The organism is Ekhidna sp. (genome assembly GCF_039960695.1).
Taxonomy (GTDB): Bacteria; Bacteroidota; Bacteroidia; order Cytophagales; family Cyclobacteriaceae; genus Ekhidna.
The window spans coordinates 697,702-721,486 of the sequence record NZ_JBDVKP010000018.1 but is presented as its reverse complement, the minus strand read 5'-3'; the positions used below and the strand labels follow the sequence as shown (position 1 = coordinate 721,486).

Sequence of the window (23,785 nt, the reverse complement as noted above, 5' to 3'; positions counted from 1 at the left end):
AACTACACATTCAATGGATGATCTTCGATACATGAAACGCGCGCTCGAGCTTGCTGAACTAGGCATAGGCCATGTTTCTCCCAACCCGATGGTTGGCTGTGTAATCGTTCACGATGGTGTGATTATTGGCGAAGGTTATCATCAAAAATATGGTGAAGCTCACGCAGAAGTCAACGCTATCCAATCTGTAAAAGATCATTCATTACTTCCGGAAAGCACTGCTTACGTGACCCTTGAACCTTGTGCTCATCAGGGCAAAACACCTCCTTGCGCAGACTTGCTGGCAGAAAAGAAGCTAAAACGTGTAGTGGTTGCCTGTAGAGACCCGTTTAGCCAAGTGAATGGGAAAGGTATAGAAAAGTTAAAAACAGCTGGGATTGAGATAAAACTGGGGATCTTAAAAGATGAGGCTGAAGCACTTAATAAAAGATTCTTCACTTCGGTTCAAAAGCAAAGACCATATGTCGTTCTGAAATGGGCTCAAACTGCTGATGGATTCGTAGCACGAGAAAATTACGACTCCAAATGGATTAGCAATAAACACTCCAGACAGCTTGTCCACAAGTGGCGAACTGAAGAAGACGCTATCCTTGTAGGAAAAAATACTGCAATCTATGACGATCCATGGCTTACAGCCCGAGAATGGGTGGGTAGAAATCCCATTAGAATATTACTTGATAGTAACTTGGAAGTTAAAAAGTCAAGCAATTTATTCAATGCGGATGCAACCACCTACGTTCTCAACTCTTTGAAAGAGGAGAGACAAAAAAATATCGAGTGGGTAAAAACTGATATGAACAATCCTTGGAGTGTCCTAAGACAACTACATGAAAATAAAATTCAGTCAGTAATCATTGAAGGAGGATCGCAGGTTTTGAACTCTTTCATCAATGAAGACTGTTGGGATGAAGCACGTGTATTTATATCTGAAAACACATTTGAAAAAGGTATTTCTGCTCCTATAATTGAAGCGCCGATTGAAAAAGAAGAATCAGTTTTTAACGATCAATTAATCACCTACAAAAATTACCATGGCTGAAGATTTAACCATACTGAGAGAAGCCGACAAAGAGGCTAAGTATCAATCCCTGATCCCGCAAATCCGAGGGCTGATGTTTGGAGAAAAAAACCTGATTGCAAATCTGGCTAATATTTCTGCGGCTCTTAAGGAAGGTATGGGCTTTTTCTGGATTGGATTCTATCTGGTGGATTCTGAAGATGAGCTTGTGCTTGGGCCATTCCAGGGACCGGTAGCTTGTACACGGATTAAAAAAGGTAGGGGAGTTTGTGGTTCCAGCTGGCAAAGAAATGAGGTATTAATTGTACCCAATGTAGACGAATTTCCAGGCCATATAGCGTGCGCCTCTGCTTCCAAATCTGAGATCGTGTTGCCTTTGCAAAAAGGTGGTGAAGTTATCGGTGTCTTAGATGTAGATAGCGATCAGCTAAATGACTTTGATGAAACAGATAAAATCTACTTGAAACAGATTATTGATTTGCTTTTTGTTGGCTGATGTAGAAAGGAATGGCTTGATAGCAAAGTCTTCCCTCTTTAGCAATTCCAGCAACAATAAAATAGTAGAATCCCGATTCTAACGAGGTTTCGAATGCTAAATTGATTGGCTTTCCTTGTTTTAGCTCCAATCTTGGTTTGAACAAAAGAAGTGAGGAAAATGATACTTCTTCGCTACTGATTTTTATTTCTTCATCCAAAGGTTGATCGATACCTTTCAGCATTACTACATTTCCTGTCAATGGAGGAGTTAAATTCTTATTGACCGTATTAACTTCAATTATCCCTCCATTTCCAGCTTGGAAATACCTTCTCAGAGTCTTGAAGGAGGCTATCACTCCAATAGATTCTACTTCATCCACTTCTAAGCCCAGAACATAATCGTAATCATATGTAGGAATTCCATTTACTAATAGCATAGGTGGCACCCTTAATTTGGTGGTACTTTCGAGCGCATACATCCCAAATGTATTTCCTCTAACATGTACTTTTGGAACAATATCATTAAATACCTGAAACATAGACTCACTTGTGTACTCGGCAGGCCTCACCTCTCGGTCATAGTATTTGCTGTAATCGCTCTTTTCTGTAGAATTAGTGTTGTCAAAATCAAACGGTTTGAAAGCATCATTAATTACCATGTTTACCAACTCTCGCTTTGCAGAAGTCATTTCTGATCGTGAACTATTATTCACAGAGTTCCAGGATTTATTGATTAAATCAACCTGAATTTTTTCATGAGTCTGCGGAGAGAATGACAGAAATACTCCATAGAATTCCGATCGGAATACGTCCGCTTCTATTTCAAAAAATCCTTGTTCATTACTTTGCCCAGAGTAAAATTTATTTACAGATGGCACCACCATCATGAAAGAGTGGTTAGCTAAAATCTTTCCTTCCCAGTCTTTTAGGAATCCTTTTATCAAAACTCCTTCACGCGGTGGCTGAGTAGTTGCCGAATTGTTTGTGAAGCTTTGAAGGCGCGGTTTTCTATTAGTAATGAAAGCATTCAATACAGCATCATCGGTATCATTGATTGATGAGATAATAGCAGATATTTGCTGGCTGGTATTCACAGTATCAGCCAAATCTATCTTGACCAGTTCTTCCATTTGAGAATCCTTTGCAAGAATATCCTTTAATGGATCATCATTGCTTCGTTCATTTATTCGAATTGGTATTGCTCCAATGTTTTCATATTGATTGTGAATATTCAATTCATAAGTGCCTGATTTAGTATTCTTTGGAATTGGAATTTTTATTGTTCCAAATCCCTCCACCATTTGCATATTCCTTTCAATAAGTGGCAATTTTTCATCTCCCAAAAACAACGAGATTACTTCCACTTTAGAAGCATCACTTTTTAGAACAGTGATTAACATTTGCTCTCCAGAGAAATAGAAAGACTGATCTGTAACGATGTGATACTTGCTTTGAGCTTGTGCTACTTGCACTGCAATCAACAGTACGATTTGAATGACTGCTTTCATTGATCTTGCCAATAGGTTGGTTTTTGAATATATGCACCTGGAAAATTTGCACAATCGAAACAATAGCTTGGAGGAAATCCAGGCCCACCTACTCGACTGCATATATCAAAAGGCTCTGGTGCATCTATATTCGACGGATATACAAATACTCTTTTGTCCACCTTCCCATATGCACCAAAAAATCCTAATATTATCTGGTCTGGGCTATTCAGATTTTGAATGTTTCCAAAAATCTGAAAGGGTTGAGGATCGAAAACTGAGCCTGTAGAGCTTCGCTGTTGGTTTATTTGAAAATGAAAATCATATGCCTGCTTGTTCATACTATAAAGGATAGCCTTTAGAGAATATCCAGATTTGAATTTGGAATCAAACAACAGTTCACCAACTGTTACTTCATTTATTGACCCAGTATTAATTTCTTCATTAGTAAGAACTGCTGAGAAACCATTATTCTGTTCATTAACATAACAATCGTATGGTGTTTGAGTCAAAACCGTCTTATACTCATAAGTTGCGTGCCAGGTTATGGCGGTAAAACTACTCTGAGTAGCATAGTCCACATTACACAAAAATTCTACGGTAGGATTTCTCAATACCTCACCATCATCATTAATCGTTACTCGTTCACTTTGTCTGAAGTAGACAGAATCTAAGCTTGACTTTGCCGGAATTAGCTGAGGAGTGGATTGAAAAGTATCTCCGTTCAATTCTACTGTAAGCGTATAAGAACGTCCAACTTGACCAACAAATGCTGTACTTGTCCGATAGCTTCCAGGTGATAGTTCACTAAGTATAGTTTCATTTCCCAGATCATCTATTATAGCAACCGATGCATTTTGCACTTTCTCAAAAATTACAATTTCATCATTAGTGAATGGCTGAGATTTAGTAATCGTAATCACATGTGGCCCGCTCTCATCTGTAATGAATCCATCGATGACCAAGTATTCATCATCAGACGTAAATTCTAATTCTACTGGCTCCTGACAGCCCAGAAAAATGAAGATGATATATTTTAAATACCGTTTCATCAATTGATCCTTAAGTTGTAAGATATGGATGGGAACATTCTGCCAAGTACAGATAATTTATATGCAGTTGGTGAACTTGTAGCTCGTTCTCCGATGAAAACAGAATACGCATTTCTTCGGCCATAGACGTTGTAAAAGGATAATATCCATCTTCCTTTAAGCTTTTTGTCTTTCTTATTGGACTCTTCCAGTGTCAATGAGATGTCAAGCCTATGATAGTCAGGAATTCGATATTGATTACGTTCTGCAAAATGAGTTACCAAGACGCCATTGGAAATGTATTTTACATCTGGCCCAGTAAATGGGATTCCTGAATTATAAGTGAAGTTCATTCCAAGCTGCAGTCTCTTATCTAGCTGATAGTTGGTAGCAAGCACAAACTTATGAGGTCTGTCGTTTTCTGATGGATAATACTTGCCGTCGTTTATGGTTTCATCGCCAAAAGTACCTTGGATTCTTTTTTCAGTTTTAGAAAGCGAGTAGCTCAACCAACCAACCAGTCTTCCTTTCACTTTTTTCACTAGTAGTTCTGCGCCTTTTGCTCGACCATCACCACTCAGTATTGCTTGTTCAGGATACGAATTCAAGAAAACTGTCGTGGCGTTTTTATAATCTATCAGGTTATGGATTTTTCGATAGTAAATCTCGAATGAAGTCTCATACATGCCTGTTTTACTGTTTCTGAACAGACCAACAGAGACTTGATCATTTCTAAACGGCTCATAAAATGTATCACTTGCTTTCCATATTTCAATTGGAGTTATGGAGCTTGAATTGGATAAGGAATGGATGTATTGATGCATTCTATTATAGCTCAATTTGACACTGTTCTGACTGTTCAGCTTATATCCTAGTGATAATCTGGGCTCCAGATTAAATGCCTGCGCAATGACCTCTCCAGAGGAGTATGATCTGGTACTCTCTAAGGACTGTGGCGTTCTTGATCTACTTTGATCATATATACCAACCTCGCGATCACCAAGATATTGATACAGATTTAGCCTTAATCCATACTCTAAAGAAACACGATCATTGGACAGTTCGTGTTGGTTATGAGCGTAAACAGCATGAATTCTCAAGCGCTCATCTTGAGGTGTTTCAACTGCCAGTAAAGCCTCATCTCGTTGCTCAAAAGTACCAGGGCTAATAGATTGATCCGAGAACTTATAGCCAGCAGTAAGTTTTATATCCGTAGATGGTTCCCAAAATAGCTTTCCTTCAAGGGATCTATCTTCAATTCCATTCTTTAATCGATAATTAAGGTTAGGAGCTTCTCCATTTATCAAAAAGGAATATTCTGATACGCCTGCTATAAGACGTGTCGACACTTCTGGATTAAAAAAATGATCCCAATTCAGATTGATTGAAGTTGATATCCAGCTATATGATGTATCTGATCGAAACTTAAACTCGTCAAAACTTCTGTAACCAGAAATGGAAACTTTATTCGAAGAGCCTAATCTAGTGGACCACTTTACATTAAAATCATTGAACCGTCCTTCACTATCTCTTACCTGAATATTCTTTTGTTTTCTCAAAATCCATGAGGTATAGGATATTCTTCCAGCTACCAGTAGACTACTCTTGTTTTCTATCAATGGGAATTCTGCAGAAATTTTACTGGAAATTAGCCCAACGCCTAAACCAATTGATCGCTTAGTATATGATGGTTCTTTTGTTGTAATATCAAAAACTGAGGAAGCCCTCTCTCCAAAATAGGCAGGAATTCCACTTTTGTACAAAGTAGCTGACCCTATGACCTCCGAATTGATATTGGAAAAGAACCCGAATAAATGTGACGAATTGTAAATAGTAGAACCATCTAACAACAGCAAGTTTTGATCACTATCTGATCCTCTAACATTAAATCCCTGTGTACCTTCTCCGCCAGTTGATACCCCAGGAAGCAATATCACACTTTTTATGACATCCACTTCTCCATATAATGAAGGTAGTTTCTTTACAATTTCCATTGAGATCGTGTTAGTCCCCATTTTTGCGCCTTCTACATTTTCCTCCACGCGGCTTCCACTAACGGTCACTTCATCTAGTTGTGTAAGTGATTCAAATAGATCAATGTTAGCTTCTCCATTTGACTTTGCCAATACCATAACCTCAGATTCATTAAATCCTAAATATGAGGATTTCACCGTATAAAGACCAGGGAGTAGAAGCAACTTAACCTCACCATTTTCATCAGAGACCCCGCCCTCCCCAAGTTCCTCAATGTAAACCTGAACGCCTATGAGTGGTGATTGATCAGTTCCGTTTACGGTTCGAAAGGTAACTTCACAATATTTGTTATCTGTAGGTTCTGAATCAATTACAATAACATTATCCCCATACTGATCAATCAGGTTTTTTTCATCAACAAATAACATTGGATTTTTCGGGATCAGAATTATGTATCTTCCTCGATAAATAACAGATAGACCATTTTCATTTGAAATTTGATTGAGAAGTTCCGTGATGCTTCCTACATGTCTTTCATAGGTAACTTTTTCTATCCACTGGTTCTTATAAAAGATTTCATAGTCAGTATTCTCTTCAAGTGAATCCAAAAGGGAAATGAATGAAAATCCATTTCCTTGCTGGGCGGATAGTGCATATCCCAGCACCAATGATAGTATGAACAAAAATCCTCTCACTTGGCGAATATATACCATTGACTAAATAGTGAGTATATGTTTAATTATGTTAATATCAATATGCAAACCGAAGGTATACTGATGACAAAGAGCATTTAGATAACTATTTTTGCAGCGTGTCAGATAAGGTGAAAATAAGGCTGAGCTTTCTAGGAGCAATTATCTGTTGGCTTCTGTTTACCGGTTCCAGCATTTACTTGTTGCTAGTGCAGAGTTATGACATGAAGGTGGACTTTTCCAACTTCTTTCCTCAGCTGTGTTTTACCGGATTTGTCCTTACCACTTTCGCATACTATAGGTACATCATAACCAAAGCAGATAGTCTGAACTTCACTGATCTTCTATGGAAGGTTTTTATCACCGGGCTTATCACCACGCTGATCTCATTGGCGATACAGCTTTTCTTCTCAATTTTCGCAAGTACAACGTTGGTCGAAAGTCCGCTTACTATCAACTTCTTCTATAATATTCTTGTGGGATTGGTAGTGATATACATGGTTTCGACCTTGGTTGTTTGGAAGCGACTCATTCTCTATCAAAAATCCAAAAATCTATTGAAGCTTTGGGGCTTTTTTGAAATCGCACTTATGGCTTCCCTATTGTTTGATTTTTGGGGAATTCAGTTTGGAGAACCCTACTTTCAATTATCACTCGTCATACTCGCTTTATTTTCTATTATCCTGGTTTTTAACCTCAAATGGGTCGCGTATCTCAACTTTAAACAAAAGTGGAAGGGAATCTTATTCATTCTTCTATCTGGAATCTATCTCTACCATTTTCTGCTTAAGCTCAGCTGGTTTGTGGCAACAGATATGGTCATAATGAACTTGCTGGACAGGGTTTTCATTTTAGGGCTATTTGCGTTCTTATTCCTTTATGCTGTCATTTCAATACTAGTGACATTATTCAATCTCCCAACGTCATCTGTATTTGAACAAAAGCTCAAAGAAGCGCTGGATTTCCAAAAGCTTAGCCAATCTATTCCTCGAGGGGAAACAAAAGATCAGACCTACGAAATACTGCTTGAAAGTTCAATGAGCGCCGTATTTGCCGATGCTGCTTGGCTAGAAGTCAAGGAAGAAGGAGGAACCAATCAAATCATCAGGAATCTAAAGGATGAAGAAGTCAATGAAATAAAGTCGGCTATAAAAGGTGAAACAATAAAAGCAATTTTAAGACTTGAGCTTAAAAACGAAGTGAATCCTGGTAAATTGACTGACGATCTTAAACATTCCCAGTTCAAATCCATCATTGCTTTGCCTATCATGGTTCAAAATAAACAAGTTGGATTTATTGTTCTTCTCAATGAAGTCTCTGAAGCTTTCAACCGGGAGATGGTTAACATTATTACCACCTTCGTAAATCAAGCAAGTGTTTCTTTAGAAAACCTTTCACTCATTCAGGAATCCATCGAAAATGAACGATATAAAGAGCAACTGAAAATTGCTAAGAATGTTCAAAAGAGCCTCCTTCCAAAAGCGCTCGTCAACAATGATCACCTCACCGTAGCAGCCTTTTCCATGGCGGCAGATGAAGTTGGTGGAGATTACTACGATATTTTAGAGTACCGTGAAAATAGATTTGGACTCATTATTGGAGATGTCTCGGGTAAAGGAACAAGTGCCGCTTTTCAAATGGCTCAAATGAAAGGTATATTTCATAGCCTGGCCAATCAAGGGATTTCCCCTTCAGAATTTAACAAGAAAGCCAATATCGCTCTCAGCCAATGTCTTGAAAGATCCTCCTTTATCACCTCTACGTATTTTGACATAAATACTGAAGAGAACATCCTCACGTTTTCTCGAGCTGGACACTGTCCCAGCTTATTTTACTGTAAAAATGAAAATACCGTAGATTATCTAAAGTGTGATGGCATGGGATTGGGTATGGTAAGAAACTCAAGCTACGAGGATTACGTTCATAGCAATACAATGAGCTATCATGCTGGTGATACGCTGCTTTTATATACAGATGGAATCACTGAAGCAAAAAATCAAGACGGAGAACAATTTGGTAGCGATCGTCTAAAAGATTCGTTTACCACCCATGCCTCCAAAGCACCCGACCAAGTAAAAGAAGGAATTAAAAATGACCTCTCCCAATTTATTGGAGAGATGATTATCGACGATGATTATACATTGGTAGTCGTCCAATTTAAAGACAAAAAGAATGACTGATATAAGTACTGAAAATACAGATGGAATTCACTTCATAACAGTGAATGGAGAAATAGATGCCGGTTCTAGCATATATCTGGATAATGCTTTAAAACAGGCAATGGACAATGGAGAGAAGAAAATTATAGCTGATTTGTCGGGATTGGACTATATCTCATCTGCAGGTTTGGGCGTATTTATTTCTCATCTAGACGAGTTTAAATTGAAAAATATTGAGCTGACACTATTTGGAATTAATGAAACTGTGAAACAAGTCTTTGATATTCTCGGTTTGGAGAAATTATTAACTATAGAAAAAACTAAAGAAGAAGCGATCAAATCGTTTGATGAGTAGCAAATTGACCATAGGGTGTAACAAGGACGAACTGGTTCGAATACGTCAGTTCACTTCTGACCAGCTAGACGAACACAATGTTCCGGATCTTCAGGCGCATAAATTAGTGTTGGCTGTTGACGAAGTATGCGCCAATCTCATCATCCATGCCAATGATTGTAATCCTGCTAGTAGGATAGAGTTTAATATTGACTTCAAGCCAAAGCAAATAATATTCACATTCAAAGATAGAGGTGTAGGCTTCGATATTAATGAATACAAATCTCCATCAATGGAAGAACTCATATCCACGCGAAGACAAGGTGGATTAGGGCTGATGCTTGTAAAAAGAATAATGGATAAAATTGAGTTCTCTACTGAAAAGAATCACAATATTTGCAGGCTTATTAAAATGTATCCGTAGGTGAGAAATATCCTCATTTTCAACATATTATTATTTTCTAGTTGTCAGTATTTCCAGCCTAAGGAAGAGATTTCTGAGCCGGTGATTGCTAGAGTTGGTGATAAAACACTTGTCGCATCAAACCTCTATGGATTGATTCCTGTGAATCTAACATCTACCGATAGTGCGATTTTCGTTGAAAAATTTGTATTAGACTGGGTGAAAAAGCAATTGATGATTACCAAAGCTGAAGAAGCAATAGACTTCAACGAAGCACGCATTCAGCAGAAGGTGTTGGATTATCAGTATGCACTTATGGTTCATGAATTGGAAAAGAAACACATTATTGCCAACCTGAATGAAGATGTGAGTGAGACTGAAATAAAAGAGTACTATCAACAAAAGGCTGAAAATTTTGTACTCAGACAAAATCTAGCTAAGTGCATATACTTTAAAATACCATCAAAGGCACCTAATGTTTGGCGATTTAGGAGAAACCTGAAAAACTATCCACAGGACACTACGCAAATTTGGGAATATGCCAACGAACATGCTATTAAAGCTTTTGTAGAAGACTCTGTTTGGGTAAAATTTGACGAAGTGTTACTTGAAACACCTCTAAAAGAAGTAAATGACAAAATAGCTTTTTTGAAAGCAAACAGCTCAATAGAGGTGTCAGATGAAGATTTTATTTATTTCCTTAAAATTTTTGAATATAAAGTTGTGGGGGAAATAGCCCCTTTAGAGTTTATAAAAGAGAGCATAGCAGATATCATCATCAACAAGCGAAAAATTGCTCTAAAGAAGGAGCTGGAAAAGAAAATTTATGAAGAAGCAGAACAGACAAATGCGTTTGAGATTTATAGCAATTAGTGCGACGATTCTATTCTCGCTATCCTCATTGGCACAAACTAATGAGGTAGCTATCGATAAGATCATTGCCAAAGTAGACGATTACATTATTTTAAAATCTGAACTGGAACGTTCATACCTTGACTTTCTCTCCAGAGGTCAAATGAGAGGAAGTAACGCTAAGTGTCAGATTCTCCAACAACTCGTAGTAAACAAAATGCTAATGGCTCAGTCTGAGATCGATTCCATTTTTGTGGATGATTCGGAAGTAAACGCTAGCTTGGATAGACGAATGTCCGTAATGGCACAACAATTTGGCGGAGAAGCAGAAATAGAGCGGGCATATGATAAAAGTATTGAGCAGATAAGATCGGAGATTTTCGACAATATCAAGGAGCAATTGACCATTCAGCGGATGCAATCTGAATTGACATCAACACTGAAAGTCACCCCTTCCGAAGTGAAAAAATTCTTCAAAAACATTCCACAAGACTCATTGCCATATTTCTCCACCGAAGTATCTATAGCCCAAATAGTAAAAGAGGCAGATCCGGGAAAAACACAAAAGGATAAAGTACGGAATCTGATGCTGGACCTTCGAAGTAGAATAGAAAATGGAGAATCATTTGCGGCTTTAGCCAAGCAGTATTCGCAGGATCCGGGATCTGCTGCCAATGGAGGTCAGCTTGGATTTTATGGACGAGGTGAACTTGCTCCAGAGTATGAAGCTGCGGCACTTTCAATGAAACCTGATGGATTATCAATGCCGGTAGAGACACAATTTGGATTTCATCTAATCCAACTTCAAGAGAAAAGAGGAAATACTTATAAAACTCGTCATATATTGATCACTCCGCAGCCCAATCAAGATGATTACGTTCGAACCGAAAACTTCCTCGATAGCTTACGGAATTTGATCCTTTTAGATAGTATGACCTTTCAATCCGCAGCTAAAGAACATTCAGATGATCAGCTCACTTCCTCAGCAGGCGGCTTTTTTCAAGATGAAACTGGAGCATTAAGAGTCTCAGCTGAAACACTAGATCCCAACATCTTCTTTACAATAGATACAATGAAGATTGGTAATATCACTAAGCCTATTCGGTTTCAAAAAGAAGATGGAAGTTATGCGTATCGAATCATTTATTACAAAAACAAAATTGCTCCACATCAGGCTAATTTGAAGGATGATTATCAAAAGATTGCATCTGCTGCCCTTGCTCAAAAAAAGAACAATAAAATTTCACTTTGGTTTGATAAAGCCAGAGGCAACGTGTTCATAGAAATTGACCCTGAATACGATTATTGTAACATCACCAACTAAATTTCGATTAAGAGTAGAGCATACCAATAAAAATCAAAATATATGGCAGAAACAAAGGATGTTAAACTTGCTGATGAATTGGCTAAAGATTTTATAAATCTTGAGACTGAGATTTCAAAAAAAATTATCGGCCAACCAGATGTCGTAAGACTATTAATTACTTCTCTTTTCTGCAACGGACATTCTTTACTGGTAGGAGTACCTGGCTTAGCTAAAACATTATTGGTTCAAACTGTTTCTCAATGCCTGGGACTAGATTTTAACCGCATTCAGTTTACTCCAGACTTAATGCCTTCGGATATCCTTGGTGCTGAAACATTAGATAAAGAACGAAATCTCAGATTCATCAAAGGACCTATTTTTTCAAATGTGATTCTCGCTGATGAGATTAACCGAACGCCTCCAAAAACACAGTCTGCGCTACTGGAAGCTATGCAAGAGGGTGCAGTTACGATTGCCGGCACCAACTATGATCTCGATAAACCATTCTTCGTATTAGCTACCCAAAATCCCATTGAGCAAGAAGGAACGTACCCGTTACCAGAAGCACAGCTAGATCGATTTATGTTTATGATAAAATTGGATTACCCTAAATACGATGATGAGATTGAGGTGATAAAAAGCACAACATCTGATCTAAAGGAAGAGGTGAAAGAAGTAATTAGTAAAGACATGATCATCAATTATCAGCAACTTGTAAGAAAAGTACCTGTTGCCGATAACGTATTTGAGTATGCGGTAAATCTTGTTACCAAGACTCGACCAAATGGGGAGAAGGCAGATCCTATATCAAAAGAATACCTGGAATGGGGAGCCGGACCAAGAGCAGGTCAGTTTTTAATTCTTGCAGCAAAATGCAATGCTCTCATCAATGGAAAATATTCTCCGGATATTGAAGATGTAAAATTGGTGGCAACGCCAGTGCTCAGACATAGAATAGTAAGAAACTTTAAAGCTGAAGCTGAAGGAATAACGGAGGAAAAAATTATTTCCGATCTCCTCTAAAATTGCTTCAAGAAGCGCACATCGTTTTCTGAAAAAAGCCTTAAGTCATCAAGCTGATACTTCAACATAGTTACTCGTTCTATCCCCATTCCAAAAGCAAAACCACTATACTTGGTCGAATCGATTCCGCAATTTTCTAAAACATTAGGATCGACCATTCCAGAGCCGGCAATCTCTACCCATCCTGTTTGCTTGCATATTTTACATCCGCTTCCTCCACAAATGAAACAGCTGATGTCTATCTCAGCGCTAGGTTCTGTAAAAGGGAAATATGATGGTCTCAATCTTATCTTGGTATCCTTTCCAAACATTTCTCTAGAGAAATGATAAAGTGTATTTTTAAGATCCCTAAAGCTTATATTCTCTCCCACAACCAGCCCTTCTACTTGATGGAAAAAGCAATGTGCTCTAGCAGAAATAGCCTCATTTCTATATACCCTTCCTGGCATGATTGCACGAATAGGAGGCTTCTTATTATTCATCAGCCTTATTTGAACATTCGAAGTATGAGTTCTTAGCAAAACATCAGGATTTTTTTCTATGAAGTAAGTGTCCTGCATCTCACGAGCTGGATGATTCTCAGGGAAGTTTAATGCGGTAAAATTGTTCCAATCGTTATCGATTTCCGGGCCATCTTCTACATTAAAACCTTGCCTTTCAAATATTTCAATTATTCTGCTTCTCGTTTGTGAAATTGGGTGAATTGATCCTTCAGATCCAAATGTTCCAGGAAGTGTTACGTCAACATTATATCTTGTATTTGAGGAGACTCCAACCGAACTGGATAATTCCTTTAACTTAGATTGTGCTAGATTTTTTAACTTATTCAGCGCTGGGCCAAGTTCACGTTTTTGCTCAGAAGGCACTTTCTTAAACTCGTCAAAAAGATCATTTATCACATTGTTTCTGCCAACAAACTTGAGTCGGAAATTTTCTATATCCTCTTCAGTCTTCGCAGTAGCATTCGCTATTTCTGAAATAAATGATTTTACCTTGTCCAGCATCTTCTAATTACAATTCAAAATGAATTGCAAAAATAGCAATTATACTGAGGTATGTGATTTGCTTAATTTAATTTCTGGAGGAATGATTTTAGCAAGTCGTTTAGCTTCTCTTCTAATAACCTTACGATCCAATATAACGCCCAATCCAACGGTTACACCTGTCATCGAGAGCATGATCCAAAGCTCACCAATGGATTGAAAAAAGACTGCAAACGAAATAATAAGGATGTTATATGTACTAAGACAAGCAGTTGATTGCGCATGATTCAATCCTAACTTTAACAATACATGATGAATATGATTACGATCAGGCGCCAAAGGAGGACTACCGTTGATGAAACGGATGATAAAAACTCTAAGCGTATCATACACAGGAAGTACAAACAATGCTAAGCTTGTTGCTACAGGAGATAAAATGACTGATGGAGGGGCAGGGGTAGTCAAAAACTTGATCATTAATGCTGTAAGCATAAACCCAAAAACCATTGATCCTGTATCGCCCATGAAAATTTTGGAGGGATACCAATTATATAATAAAAATCCTAATGATGCCCCAGCAATAGAAAAAGCAATCGCAGAATCCATAATATGTCCGCTTTGAAATGCTGCCCATCCTAAAAATGATGAAATTATTAGCGCAATACATCCGGCTAATCCATCTATACCATCAATTAGATTAAATGCATTGGTCATAACTACAATGACAAATATTGAGAATACTTCATCCCACAACCATGGGAAACTGCTAATTCCAAATAATCCATTAAATCCTTCAATCTTTACACCTCCAAAGAATACAACCAAAAAAGCTGCAAATATTTGTACGACGAGTTTATGTTGTGCCAATAAGCTTGATAGATCATCCCTTACTCCAAGAAGGAATATCAGTATGGTTCCTCCCAGGAAATACTTCTGAGTTGCTAAATCGGCAAATGAGATTGAAATTAGTAGCGCTAGTATTATCCCTGCACATATTCCGATACCTCCTAAACTAGGTGTACTAATTCTATGAATCTTGCGCTTATCCGGTCTATCTAATAAATCTATAGATCTGAACACCCTAATGATAACAGGCATCATGGTTAGCGTTACTAAGAACGAGGTTGCTATGGCGAGCGGCAGTGTCATTTTATTTTTATGGTAATTTAAAACCAGTTCAAAAATGTTAATTTTTATAGGGATTTTATAACTATTTCGCCAAATGGACGATTTTCATAGTTGAAATACCATTTCAGAGCTCCTTCAGCTTTTTTTGCCATTCCCAAGCGGACTGCATCATGGTATCCAGATCGCATTCGGCATTCCATTTTAAAACAGAATTAATCTTCTTTGTGTCAGCAAAAATCTTTTCAATATCTCCCAATCTCCTACCCACAATTTCATAATTTAGATTAACACCTGATACCTTCTCAAAAGATTTAATGACTTCTAATACCGAATGTCCTGTACCTGTACCAGCATTAAAAATATCGTAGCTTTCATTCATATTTTCTATGTATTCCAAAGCTGCAATATGTGCTTTTGCTAAATCTACCACATGAATGTAATCTCTAATGCAGGTCCCATCAGGCGTATTATAGTCGCCACCAAAGACACTTAATTTTTCTCTGATACCTACAGCAGTTTGAGTTATAAATGGAACTAAGTTGTTTGGAACTCCAAGAGGCAGTTCCCCAATCAAAGCACTAGCATGAGCACCTGCTGGATTAAAATATCTCAATGAGACTGCTTTAAACGATCCATTCGATTTACAAAAATCTTTTATAATGGCTTCACAGATTTGCTTTGTATTTCCATATGGTGATTCAGCTTCTTTAATAGGAGATAATTCTGTAACTGGGAGATTGTCAGGCTGACCATAAACCGTACAAGAAGATGAAAACACGAATTGATTTACATTATACTTCTTACTCATCTCGAGCAAATTCAAAAGTGAAATCAAGTTGTTTTGATAGTACTTTAACGGCTGATCAACTGATTCACCTACAGCTTTATGTGCAGCAAAGTGGATGATGGAATCGATTTTCCTTGTAGAAAAGATAGGCTCAACTGCTTGAATATTTATCAAATCATGATTGATGAAGCCAATCTTATCATTCGATATTTTTTCAATTTGATGCTTAACATCCTCGTGAGAATTGGAAAGATTGTCAACTACTAATACTTTATATCCATCATTAAGTAGTTCAACACAAGTGTGGGAACCAATAAATCCCAACCCTCCAGTCACCAACACATTTTTCATTTTTAATAGGCGTTTTGATCACCCTTTAAAATAGATAGGGCTGTTAATAGAATAATTTTAAGATCAAGTATCAGAGACCAATTCTTGACGTAAAATCGATCGAGTTTAACACGTCCACTCATATCACTTAACTCAGATGTTTCTCCCCTGAAGCCTTTGGCTTGTGCCAATCCTGTAATTCCTGGCTTTACAGCATGCCTTTGCCAGAAACGATCTATTTTTGGCTGGAATTCTTCATTCAGTTTGATCGGATGTGGTCGAGGGCCAACAACAGACATATCCCCCAAAAAAACATTAATGAACTGCGGTAATTCATCAATGGAGGTTTTTCTAAGGATTGTACCAATTTTGGTTATTCTGTTATCGTTCTTTGTAGCTTGCTTAAACTCAGCATTTTTTTCAAAACTCATCGTACGAAACTTCCAACATACAAAAAAATGATTGTCTTTGCCGTGTCTTTTCTGCTTGAAGAAAATGGGGCCATTAGACTCCATCTTGATAAGGAAACCAATAATTGGAACCAGCCAGGATAGAATGAGTATAATAAAAATGCTTGAAAACACTAAATCAAAAATCCGCTTAATAAATTTATTAACAAGGCTATCAAGTGGTATCGAATTAACATTTATTATTGGAATACTTCCAAACTGTTCAATTGAAAGATTATAGTTGGAAAGCCGACTAAACTGAGAGATTAAATTGACTTTAATCAAATTATTTTCCGCAAAATCAATGACATCTTTTACTTGCTCGTCTTTTAGATGTGGAAGACAACAAAAAACAATATCAGCTTCTTGCGAGATTGTAAACTTCTCGAAATTTACTAAGCGTTCATCTGCTTCTGAGTTATCATCAACAATTCCAACTAGTTGGTAGCCAAGTTCTGGAGATTCTGTGAAATACTCTGCAAGCGAATCAGATAAATCTCCTTTTCCAATTATTACAACTTTACGAATATTGTATCCCTTTATTCGATAATATCTTATTACGTAATGCCAGATACTTCTCCAAAATAATATTGTAATCGTAAAAATGAGATATGTGATAAAAAGATACTTTCTAGAATAATCAACGGGTTCTAGTGCAAACCATAGAGCAAATACAATTGAAAGGTTTATGACCAATCCAGTCAATACCTTATTCAAATGATCCAATAGTCTAGAATTTCTATTAATCCGCTGGAGGTTCGAGCTGAAAAAAACTCCTATCCATATAACATTGAGAAGAAGCTGAAGAATTTGATAATCATTGCCAGGAATCAAATATCCAAAACGATATAGACTCGACGCAAATATTCCAATATTTAAACACGCTAAATCTATTAAGAGAAATAGTATGGGAAAGTATTGAGAATATCTGTGTTGCGCTGGCATGAACCTTATTATAGCACAAATATAGTAGCTATAGTAGCATACTTTCGTACTATATTCGGATCATTAGATTGTTCCCAGTCTTCTAAAGAGGATTTAAGGTTGTATTTAAAAACGTATCCAGCACTCAATGCATTTTGAGGAAATATATTGGTACTGAAATATAATTTTTGAATTCTTCTATGATGAATAGAATTGGTTAAGCCCATAGCATTCAGCATTTCAAATCCTCTGGCAATTAGTAATAATAATTTATATGGGATTATCGGATTGAAAGACCTAATACGAAATACTTCCTTGAAGATTTCTATTATTTTTTTTATAGATTGATCTTCAGGGAATGCCAAATTAAAAATATCAGAATCTACATTTTTAGAAGTTAAGAAATCAATAAAACTGACTAGCTCCTTAACATAAATTGATGACTTAATAGTCGTTGATTTACCTACATACGGGAAAAATCCTTTTTTTAAAGATTTGTAAAGCCTTGTGAAATTAGCATTTTCATTTTCTCCAAAAACGACGGCAGGACGAACTACTTTAATTTTTCTCTTGGATCTTTTCTTCGCCTTCCAAGCAAAAAGTTCTTTTTCCCCAAGTAATTTGCTAATACCATATGCTGTATCTGGTGAGGTAATAGAGCTTTCATTCCTTTGATATTCTCCAGCTTTATATACCATCATTGTGCTTGTAAAAATTATTTCCTCAATGCCTAGTGAATCACAAAGTTCAATAACATTGATTGTGCCTTGATGATTAGTCTCAAAATACTGATCCCATTCGAAACCAGGCTCCTTACACAATGCTGCCAAGTGTATACAATAGCTGTAATCCCCTTCAATTTCCAATTCTTCACATAATTTAGAATTACGAATATCTCCTATCTTATTTTCAATTTTAGAATGTTTGATGGTAGAAGGATTTAAATCTATATTAATTATATGATCAACTTTAGGATTTTCTAAAAGAGATTCTATTATGTGCGTCCCTATATAGCCTGACCCTCCCGTAATTATTACATTCATCTATTCCAATAACTTTTATTCATACTAAGCCTTTGTTTGATACCTTTTGGTAAATGAGATTCTATTCCTCCAAGTTTAAATGCTATGAATTTTAGAATATTTCTAATTATTGCATAAAATAGTAAATAGGCTTTACCAATTTTAATTAGATATTTTAATTCTGAAACCGCATACTTAATTCCTTCTCCTCCTGCTCCGCCAAACCTATCCTTTATCCAACTTTCTCTTGAATAAAAGACACCAACATCGAAATATCTTTTAAATTCTTCAGTGAATGTATAGTTGTGAGAATGATACACAGTTGCATCAGCCGAGTAAGCAACTTTATAATCTTTTAAAATCATGCGAGCAGCAAGGCTCATATCTTCTGCAAAGATGGTATCATCTGGAAATTTGCCACAGTCGTAAAAGAGTGATCGTTGATATGCTGCAAAAGAATTTGACATAAAAGCAACTTTAATCCCAATTTCATCAATATTTATCTTCGATTTAGTTGAAGAAGCAGAAGGATAATTAAATATTCTTGCATGAGCTTCAATCGCTTTAGCCCCTTTTCTAGGTAATTGTCTACCACATACTGCACCAATGTTAGAATCTTGAAAGTAATTTACAATAGTCAAAATGGAATCTGTGGACTCAAGAATTGCGTCTTGAGTTAAGTAAACCAAAATATCAACAGAATCACCGAAATAATCAGCACCAAGATTTCTTGTCGATCCATGATTAAACTCCTTATTTGAGATAGATTTCACTTCAAATCCAGCATCTTTTGCCAGAGCTACCGTATTGTCGGAAGATCCAGAATCAATAATGAGAATTTTCAATCTAACAGACTGTGACTTGACTGCAGATATCCACTCAATCCACATACTTCCAGCATTATATGTCGGACATACTAACCCGATGGTTTTGTCAAAATCTGCGTAATTGCTAGGGCTCATAAACTAGCTAATTTATTGTATACTGCTTTTAGTTCATCAAAATGTGTCTCTTTCGTTTGAGGATCTTTCCAGTACCTTAGATAGGCTTCTTTTCCGAGTTTGGATACAATTTGATCTGATTTCAAAGTATTTATTTTTTCCGTAAGATCATTTACGTCATTGCTCTTAAATAAGAGTCCAGTCACTCCATCTTCAATTAATTCTTTTGCTGCACTAGTGTCTGCTACTATTGAGGGAATTCCAAGTGAAGCAGCTTCCAACACCACGAGCCCTAGAGTTTCATACCATACAGAAGGAAATATTAGCACTCTCGCCTTATTTAAATTGTCAATTACATCGGGTCGTGCTAGCCACCCAGTAATCTCAATTTCGCTAAACTTCTTTTTGATATTCTCTTCTAAAGGACCTGATCCAATAAGCATGGATTTGACATCCGCCATTTTAGTTGCTTCGGCAAAGAGAAATGGCCCCTTTTGAAAGTCAATAGACCCAACAGCAACATAAGATTCATTCTTGGCTACATTCACAGGGTCATGCATAGACATGTTGATCGGGTTTTTTACTAATTGAACATTTTTAAATTTATGATACTGAGAAAGGATATTATAGCTAAAATGAGATACTTTTATAAACCCGTTTACTTTTCCGGGTATGCCTGAAATTCTTTTCTGCACAAATTGCCTGAGAACTCGCCACATTTTGTGGTAAAATGACTGCTTATCACAATTGGAAGCTAAACAAGACGCAGACATAGGTTTTAATTTGCATATCTCACGCTTATTGTAATTGTAAAAAGCTCCATTTGGACAGACAGTGAAATAATCATGTAGGGTAAGAACGCTTTTAAATTTCATTTTACTCATTGTTGGAACAAACGATGAGGATAAAGATTTGGTCCACCCATGTAAATGAATGATTGTACTATTATTGTCTAATGATTTAAGTAACAGCTTGAATTTTAACTTTGCTCTTTGATTCCAAATTCCCTGAATTAATGCGATCGACTTTTTCCCGTCTCCAATCGGTTTCTGTCCGAGGCAAATTATTTCAACATTACTTTTTTCTAATACTTTATCAATTGGACCTACCGATGAAAAAAATATAACACGATATTTTTTAGACAAGGCAATTGCTGAAGAAATTGCTACTTCACTAGCTCCACCATTTACATATGCAAAATCATTAACTATAATGATGGTTTTAATTTCCATACAGAAAGAAATTATGGTCTCTGGCGAATTACTTTTGCTGGATTTCCTGCAACTATTGAATTTGGTGGCACGTCATCTATAACAATACTTCCAATAGCAATTTTAGAATTATCCCCAATATATATACCTCCAAGAATAACTACATGAGCTCCAACTTCAACATTATTTCCTATTACTGGGCTCGGTCCTTGACTTCCATCTTTTTTCATTTTGCAGCCTATAGTTGTAGAATGTCTAAGATGTACATTATCTCCAATAATTGTGCTATCATTTATCACCAAAGCAAATCCATGTTCGATCTTCAAACCTTGTCCCACTTTTGTAGCTGCTCTTATTTCTATGCACAAAAAATCTTCAACAAAAATGCGATAAGTTGCCATAAGTGGTATTCCACAAAACCATAAGAAGCTTTTTTTATCTTTTGCGAAAAGGTGCACCAAACGGAAAAAGGCTAGGATGAAAATAAATTTTGGATTGCCTTTATTTCGAGCTTTATCTTGAAATAAATACTTTAACATTTTGAAATAACTCTATCAAATGCAACTGCAAGCTTTTCAATATTCTCATCCTTCAATACACTACTATCTGTATATGGATCGGTCCAATAACCTTCCCCTGAATTTTCGAATAAATCTTCCATTGCAATTTCATCTTTTTTCGCATCTTGCTCAGTGGATATCGCTTTTTTTACAAGATCACTTAGATCAGAAATGTTCTTGCAATAAGAAATTGTTGATAAATCATTAAAAAATAAAGGTGAAAACATAATGGCGGGTTTGCCAAGTAAACCAGCTTCATATGCCGTTGTCCCTGAAACAGTAAATACTAAACTTGACTTTTCCATAATTTCAAAAGTACTTGTAAATGGATGGACTATAACAATACCTGGTATTTTTCTTATTTCTGAATAAAATCTAAGAGGCTTCGATCCTAATTTATTCGGATGCTCTTTTACAATTAAAGTAAAATTAAAGGGTAAAGACCGCCTTAGATCTTTAATGAGTTTTACCTGGTCACTAAAAAAAGAGGCGATTACATCAATGGAGTTCTCTGGCTGCACATGTATTCCGTAAAAGGCAATTTTTGTATTTATCGAACTAAGCGACTGGTATCTATATATTTTTCGCAAAACGAAAGAATTGAAAACTCTCTTGAGATTATAAGAAACTCTTTCCCGAAGAGGATGGTGTGTCAAGTGATTGATAGATCCTCTTCTATACTGAGTCAATCTTTGTCGAAGGGATTTAACAATTCGGGGTATGTTAAAAATCTTATTCTTGTTATTAATAGTGAAATACGATGGAAGATCTCTTTCAGTTTTGAATCGAATAAAATATTGACTTCCTAAAGCACGGTCTTGCTTATTATTCATTCTAACCAGCTCCGATTTTAAATAACCTTTTGTAAATACTACCCTATCACTTGGATACCTCATATGATTAGGAGATATAAATTCAATACCGTGAGCTTTAGTTATTATGTAAAGAAGAAGTTCATTAAAATTGGTCGGCTCCCCGAAAACGACATTCATCTTATTATTCAATAAGAAATTTCTAATGTCTCTGTAGTAGAGAAAAACATAGTCATCTATGTTTTTCATGTTTGAGTGCATTAAAAACCTGTCCATTATTATGCTTTGAAAAATATTTAAATCAGCAATGTTTTCATCATTCACAACATCAGTTATCAATTCATCTTTTTCGGCATCTGATAAAAAATCTGATTCCTTATAAATTAGCTGAAGGATTTTATGCTTTTCAATACCTTGTTCAAGTAGGTATGTTGTCCAAATTTCATTTGTCGTTATCCAAAAGTAGTTATTAGATGGAGGGAGTTTTTTGCTTATAGCGTCAAAGACTTTCGTCAAATCAAAAATTGAAATAAATAAAACATTCTTACCCTCCATTGTGATTAATTGGTTTGTATTTTTATTCTCTTATAATTGTCATGAATGAGAAGCGTAATTCCGAGTAAAATTATAACTCTAAGCACATTCGATAGCATAAAAAAATTACCGAATGCTCCGCCCAATATCATAGATAAACAAGTACTGTATAACACATAAATGAGATACAATCTAAACAAGCTTCTTTTAAAGTGAAGTTTCTTAAAGATCAGTAGAAGAATCGCTATTAATCTTCCCAAAACAAAAAGGACGGGCAGAACCAAGACTTTGGTAAATGTGGCAATTATAATAGCAGGAAATGCTCCTGTGTACATATAATTTCCTTTTAAAATTTCATAAATAAAACTCCCATTTGCCGACTCAATCATTAAATATCTCAATCCCGTATATGACTCTTGAGTTCTGAAAAAAACAGCATTCAATTCTTCCATCAAATGGCCACTATCAAATTGTCCTTCGACAATAATATCTTGAAACGTTTTCCACCAAAGCTCTCCTTGCAAAACAAAAACCCGCTGAAATAGATATGAGAAGATTTTATATTTTCCATATGATTCGCTTGATAGTGAATACGTATTACTTTGAATAAAAATAACAATCAGAAAAAAACCAATTGAGGCAAATCCTATTTTGAATAGTCTTTTAAATGAGATAGAATCAAACACTCCTAGAAAAGTTGGTGAAATGAGGAAGTTTGTGATGATGCTAAATAGTGCTGAAAATTTATTTCCCGCAAGTATGAAGAAAACAATAATCGATATTAATTGGAAAAAAGACCACCCAGCTTTTTGTCCCATTTTCTTTCTTAGCCCATAGTTGAGTCCAACTAAAAATGAAATCAACAGGTAATTTCCCAAAACAATGTTAATTATTGGAATCTCAGAAACCAGATCCCAATAAGATGCTCTATCCATTCCCGATAAAAGGGGAATACCAGTAATTACAAATGAACTATACACTATTAAAACAAGGATGTTGATAGAGAAGTCTAGCAATTGTAGCTTCTTAGGAAGAATGAGTGGCTTATCTATTATCGGCGTAATGGAATAGTCCCTCTTTTTTAAATATGAAAATATACCTTCAAAAAATACAATATTGCAAAGAACCAAAGCGCTTGTAGCGAATGATTGAGTAGAAGTTATTCTCAATTCAAAAATATATGTGCCTCCAAAGTCAAGGGCATAAACAGAGGATAAAATCCACGAAGAAATGATTATTAGATATAATAACGGAAATATATGTGCTCCTAGTGTTCTAAAAATCCTTACCATATAAAGGATATAAAGAGCAACCATTAACGTATTTAATAATATCACATAAGACATAC

At 36.2% G+C, this 23,785-nt stretch carries 21 protein-coding genes; 8 read left to right on the top strand and 13 right to left on the bottom strand.

Annotation, left to right across the window (positions count from 1 at the left end):
• Window positions 1-13 precede the first annotated feature (13 nt).
• Both ribD and ABJG98_RS13325 read left to right on the top strand, forming a co-directional pair.
• Window positions 14-1,039 (top strand): bifunctional diaminohydroxyphosphoribosylaminopyrimidine deaminase/5-amino-6-(5-phosphoribosylamino)uracil reductase RibD, encoded by a 1,026-nt coding sequence (gene ribD / locus ABJG98_RS13330; protein WP_348280020.1) that lies wholly within the window; start codon window positions 14-16, stop codon window positions 1,037-1,039.
• Window positions 1,032-1,514: a GAF domain-containing protein gene (locus tag ABJG98_RS13325; RefSeq protein ID WP_348280019.1), complete on the top strand. Its 483-nt coding sequence runs from the start codon at window positions 1,032-1,034 to the stop codon at window positions 1,512-1,514. The genes ribD and ABJG98_RS13325 overlap by 8 nt, the downstream gene beginning before the upstream one ends.
• Here ABJG98_RS13325 and ABJG98_RS13320 read toward each other — a convergent pair.
• The 3 genes from ABJG98_RS13320 to ABJG98_RS13310 are packed head-to-tail and all read right to left on the bottom strand — an operon-like array spanning window position 1,489 to window position 6,700.
• Complete coding sequence (locus ABJG98_RS13320; RefSeq protein ID WP_348280018.1) at window positions 1,489-3,003, bottom strand: hypothetical protein; 1,515 nt, start codon at window positions 3,001-3,003, stop codon at window positions 1,489-1,491. The genes ABJG98_RS13325 and ABJG98_RS13320 overlap by 26 nt on opposite strands.
• Entirely contained in the window at window positions 3,000-4,034 is a 1,035-nt protein-coding gene (locus ABJG98_RS13315; RefSeq protein ID WP_348280017.1) for a DUF4249 domain-containing protein, read from the bottom strand. Before ABJG98_RS13315 ends, ABJG98_RS13320 begins: the two co-directional genes overlap by 4 nt.
• Complete coding sequence (locus tag ABJG98_RS13310; protein WP_348280016.1) at window positions 4,034-6,700, bottom strand: carboxypeptidase-like regulatory domain-containing protein; 2,667 nt, start codon at window positions 6,698-6,700, stop codon at window positions 4,034-4,036. Before ABJG98_RS13310 ends, ABJG98_RS13315 begins: the two co-directional genes overlap by 1 nt.
• A 110-nt stretch (window positions 6,701-6,810) precedes the next feature.
• Between ABJG98_RS13310 and ABJG98_RS13305 the strand changes: the two genes are divergently transcribed.
• Genes ABJG98_RS13305 through ABJG98_RS13280 form a run of 6 tightly spaced genes read left to right on the top strand, consistent with a single transcriptional unit; the run spans window position 6,811 to window position 12,756 of the window.
• Entirely contained in the window at window positions 6,811-8,859 is a 2,049-nt protein-coding gene (locus ABJG98_RS13305; RefSeq protein ID WP_348280015.1) for a SpoIIE family protein phosphatase, read from the top strand.
• The gene (locus tag ABJG98_RS13300; RefSeq protein ID WP_348280014.1) at window positions 8,852-9,193 is read left to right on the top strand and encodes an STAS domain-containing protein; all 342 of its coding nucleotides are present in this window, start codon (window positions 8,852-8,854) and stop codon (window positions 9,191-9,193) included. The genes ABJG98_RS13305 and ABJG98_RS13300 overlap by 8 nt, the downstream gene beginning before the upstream one ends.
• Window positions 9,186-9,596 carry an ATP-binding protein gene (locus ABJG98_RS13295; protein WP_348280013.1) on the top strand — a complete coding sequence of 137 codons (411 nt, stop codon included), beginning with the start codon at window positions 9,186-9,188 and terminating at the stop codon, window positions 9,594-9,596. Before ABJG98_RS13300 ends, ABJG98_RS13295 begins: the two co-directional genes overlap by 8 nt.
• On the top strand, window positions 9,597-10,448 hold the full coding sequence (locus ABJG98_RS13290; RefSeq protein ID WP_348280012.1) for a peptidyl-prolyl cis-trans isomerase: 852 nt from the start codon (window positions 9,597-9,599) through the stop codon (window positions 10,446-10,448). It abuts the gene before it with no gap.
• A complete protein-coding gene (locus tag ABJG98_RS13285; protein WP_348280011.1) occupies window positions 10,402-11,751 on the top strand; it encodes a peptidylprolyl isomerase in 1,350 nt (449 codons plus the stop codon). Before ABJG98_RS13290 ends, ABJG98_RS13285 begins: the two co-directional genes overlap by 47 nt.
• Window positions 11,752-11,793: 42 nt before the next feature.
• Window positions 11,794-12,756 carry a MoxR family ATPase gene (locus tag ABJG98_RS13280; RefSeq protein WP_348280010.1) on the top strand — a complete coding sequence of 321 codons (963 nt, stop codon included), beginning with the start codon at window positions 11,794-11,796 and terminating at the stop codon, window positions 12,754-12,756.
• On the opposite strand, the gene pheS is transcribed toward ABJG98_RS13280, so the two are convergent.
• The 10 genes from pheS to ABJG98_RS13230 all read right to left on the bottom strand — a co-directional run bounded on the left by pheS (window position 12,753) and on the right by ABJG98_RS13230 (window position 23,783).
• Complete coding sequence (pheS, locus tag ABJG98_RS13275; RefSeq protein ID WP_348280009.1) at window positions 12,753-13,760, bottom strand: phenylalanine--tRNA ligase subunit alpha; 1,008 nt, start codon at window positions 13,758-13,760, stop codon at window positions 12,753-12,755. The two genes, ABJG98_RS13280 and pheS, sit on opposite strands and share 4 nt — an antisense overlap.
• Before the next feature lie 39 nt (window positions 13,761-13,799).
• Window positions 13,800-14,888 (bottom strand): MraY family glycosyltransferase, encoded by a 1,089-nt coding sequence (locus ABJG98_RS13270; RefSeq protein WP_348280008.1) that lies wholly within the window; start codon window positions 14,886-14,888, stop codon window positions 13,800-13,802.
• 103 nt (window positions 14,889-14,991) lie between these two features.
• Complete coding sequence (gene galE, locus ABJG98_RS13265; protein ID WP_348280007.1) at window positions 14,992-16,005, bottom strand: UDP-glucose 4-epimerase GalE; 1,014 nt, start codon at window positions 16,003-16,005, stop codon at window positions 14,992-14,994.
• 2 nt (window positions 16,006-16,007) lie between these two features.
• The gene (locus tag ABJG98_RS13260; protein WP_348280006.1) at window positions 16,008-17,378 is read right to left on the bottom strand and encodes an undecaprenyl-phosphate glucose phosphotransferase; all 1,371 of its coding nucleotides are present in this window, start codon (window positions 17,376-17,378) and stop codon (window positions 16,008-16,010) included.
• Window positions 17,379-17,386: 8 nt separating this feature from the next.
• Window positions 17,387-18,400: an NAD(P)-dependent oxidoreductase gene (locus ABJG98_RS13255; protein WP_348280005.1), complete on the bottom strand. Its 1,014-nt coding sequence runs from the start codon at window positions 18,398-18,400 to the stop codon at window positions 17,387-17,389.
• Window positions 18,397-19,341 carry a glycosyltransferase gene (locus ABJG98_RS13250; RefSeq protein WP_348280004.1) on the bottom strand — a complete coding sequence of 315 codons (945 nt, stop codon included), beginning with the start codon at window positions 19,339-19,341 and terminating at the stop codon, window positions 18,397-18,399. The genes ABJG98_RS13255 and ABJG98_RS13250 overlap by 4 nt, the downstream gene beginning before the upstream one ends.
• Entirely contained in the window at window positions 19,338-20,552 is a 1,215-nt protein-coding gene (locus ABJG98_RS13245; RefSeq protein ID WP_348280003.1) for a glycosyltransferase family 4 protein, read from the bottom strand. The genes ABJG98_RS13250 and ABJG98_RS13245 overlap by 4 nt, the downstream gene beginning before the upstream one ends.
• 11 nt (window positions 20,553-20,563) lie before the next feature.
• Window positions 20,564-21,070, bottom strand: coding sequence for a serine acetyltransferase (locus ABJG98_RS13240; RefSeq protein WP_348280002.1), 507 nt, complete (start codon window positions 21,068-21,070; stop codon window positions 20,564-20,566).
• Complete coding sequence (locus ABJG98_RS13235) at window positions 21,064-22,458, bottom strand: hypothetical protein (RefSeq protein ID WP_348280001.1); 1,395 nt, start codon at window positions 22,456-22,458, stop codon at window positions 21,064-21,066. The genes ABJG98_RS13240 and ABJG98_RS13235 overlap by 7 nt, the downstream gene beginning before the upstream one ends.
• Window positions 22,459-22,463: 5 nt before the next feature.
• A complete protein-coding gene (locus ABJG98_RS13230; protein WP_348280000.1) occupies window positions 22,464-23,783 on the bottom strand; it encodes a DUF6418 domain-containing protein in 1,320 nt (439 codons plus the stop codon).
• Window positions 23,784-23,785: the final 2 nt, after the last annotated feature.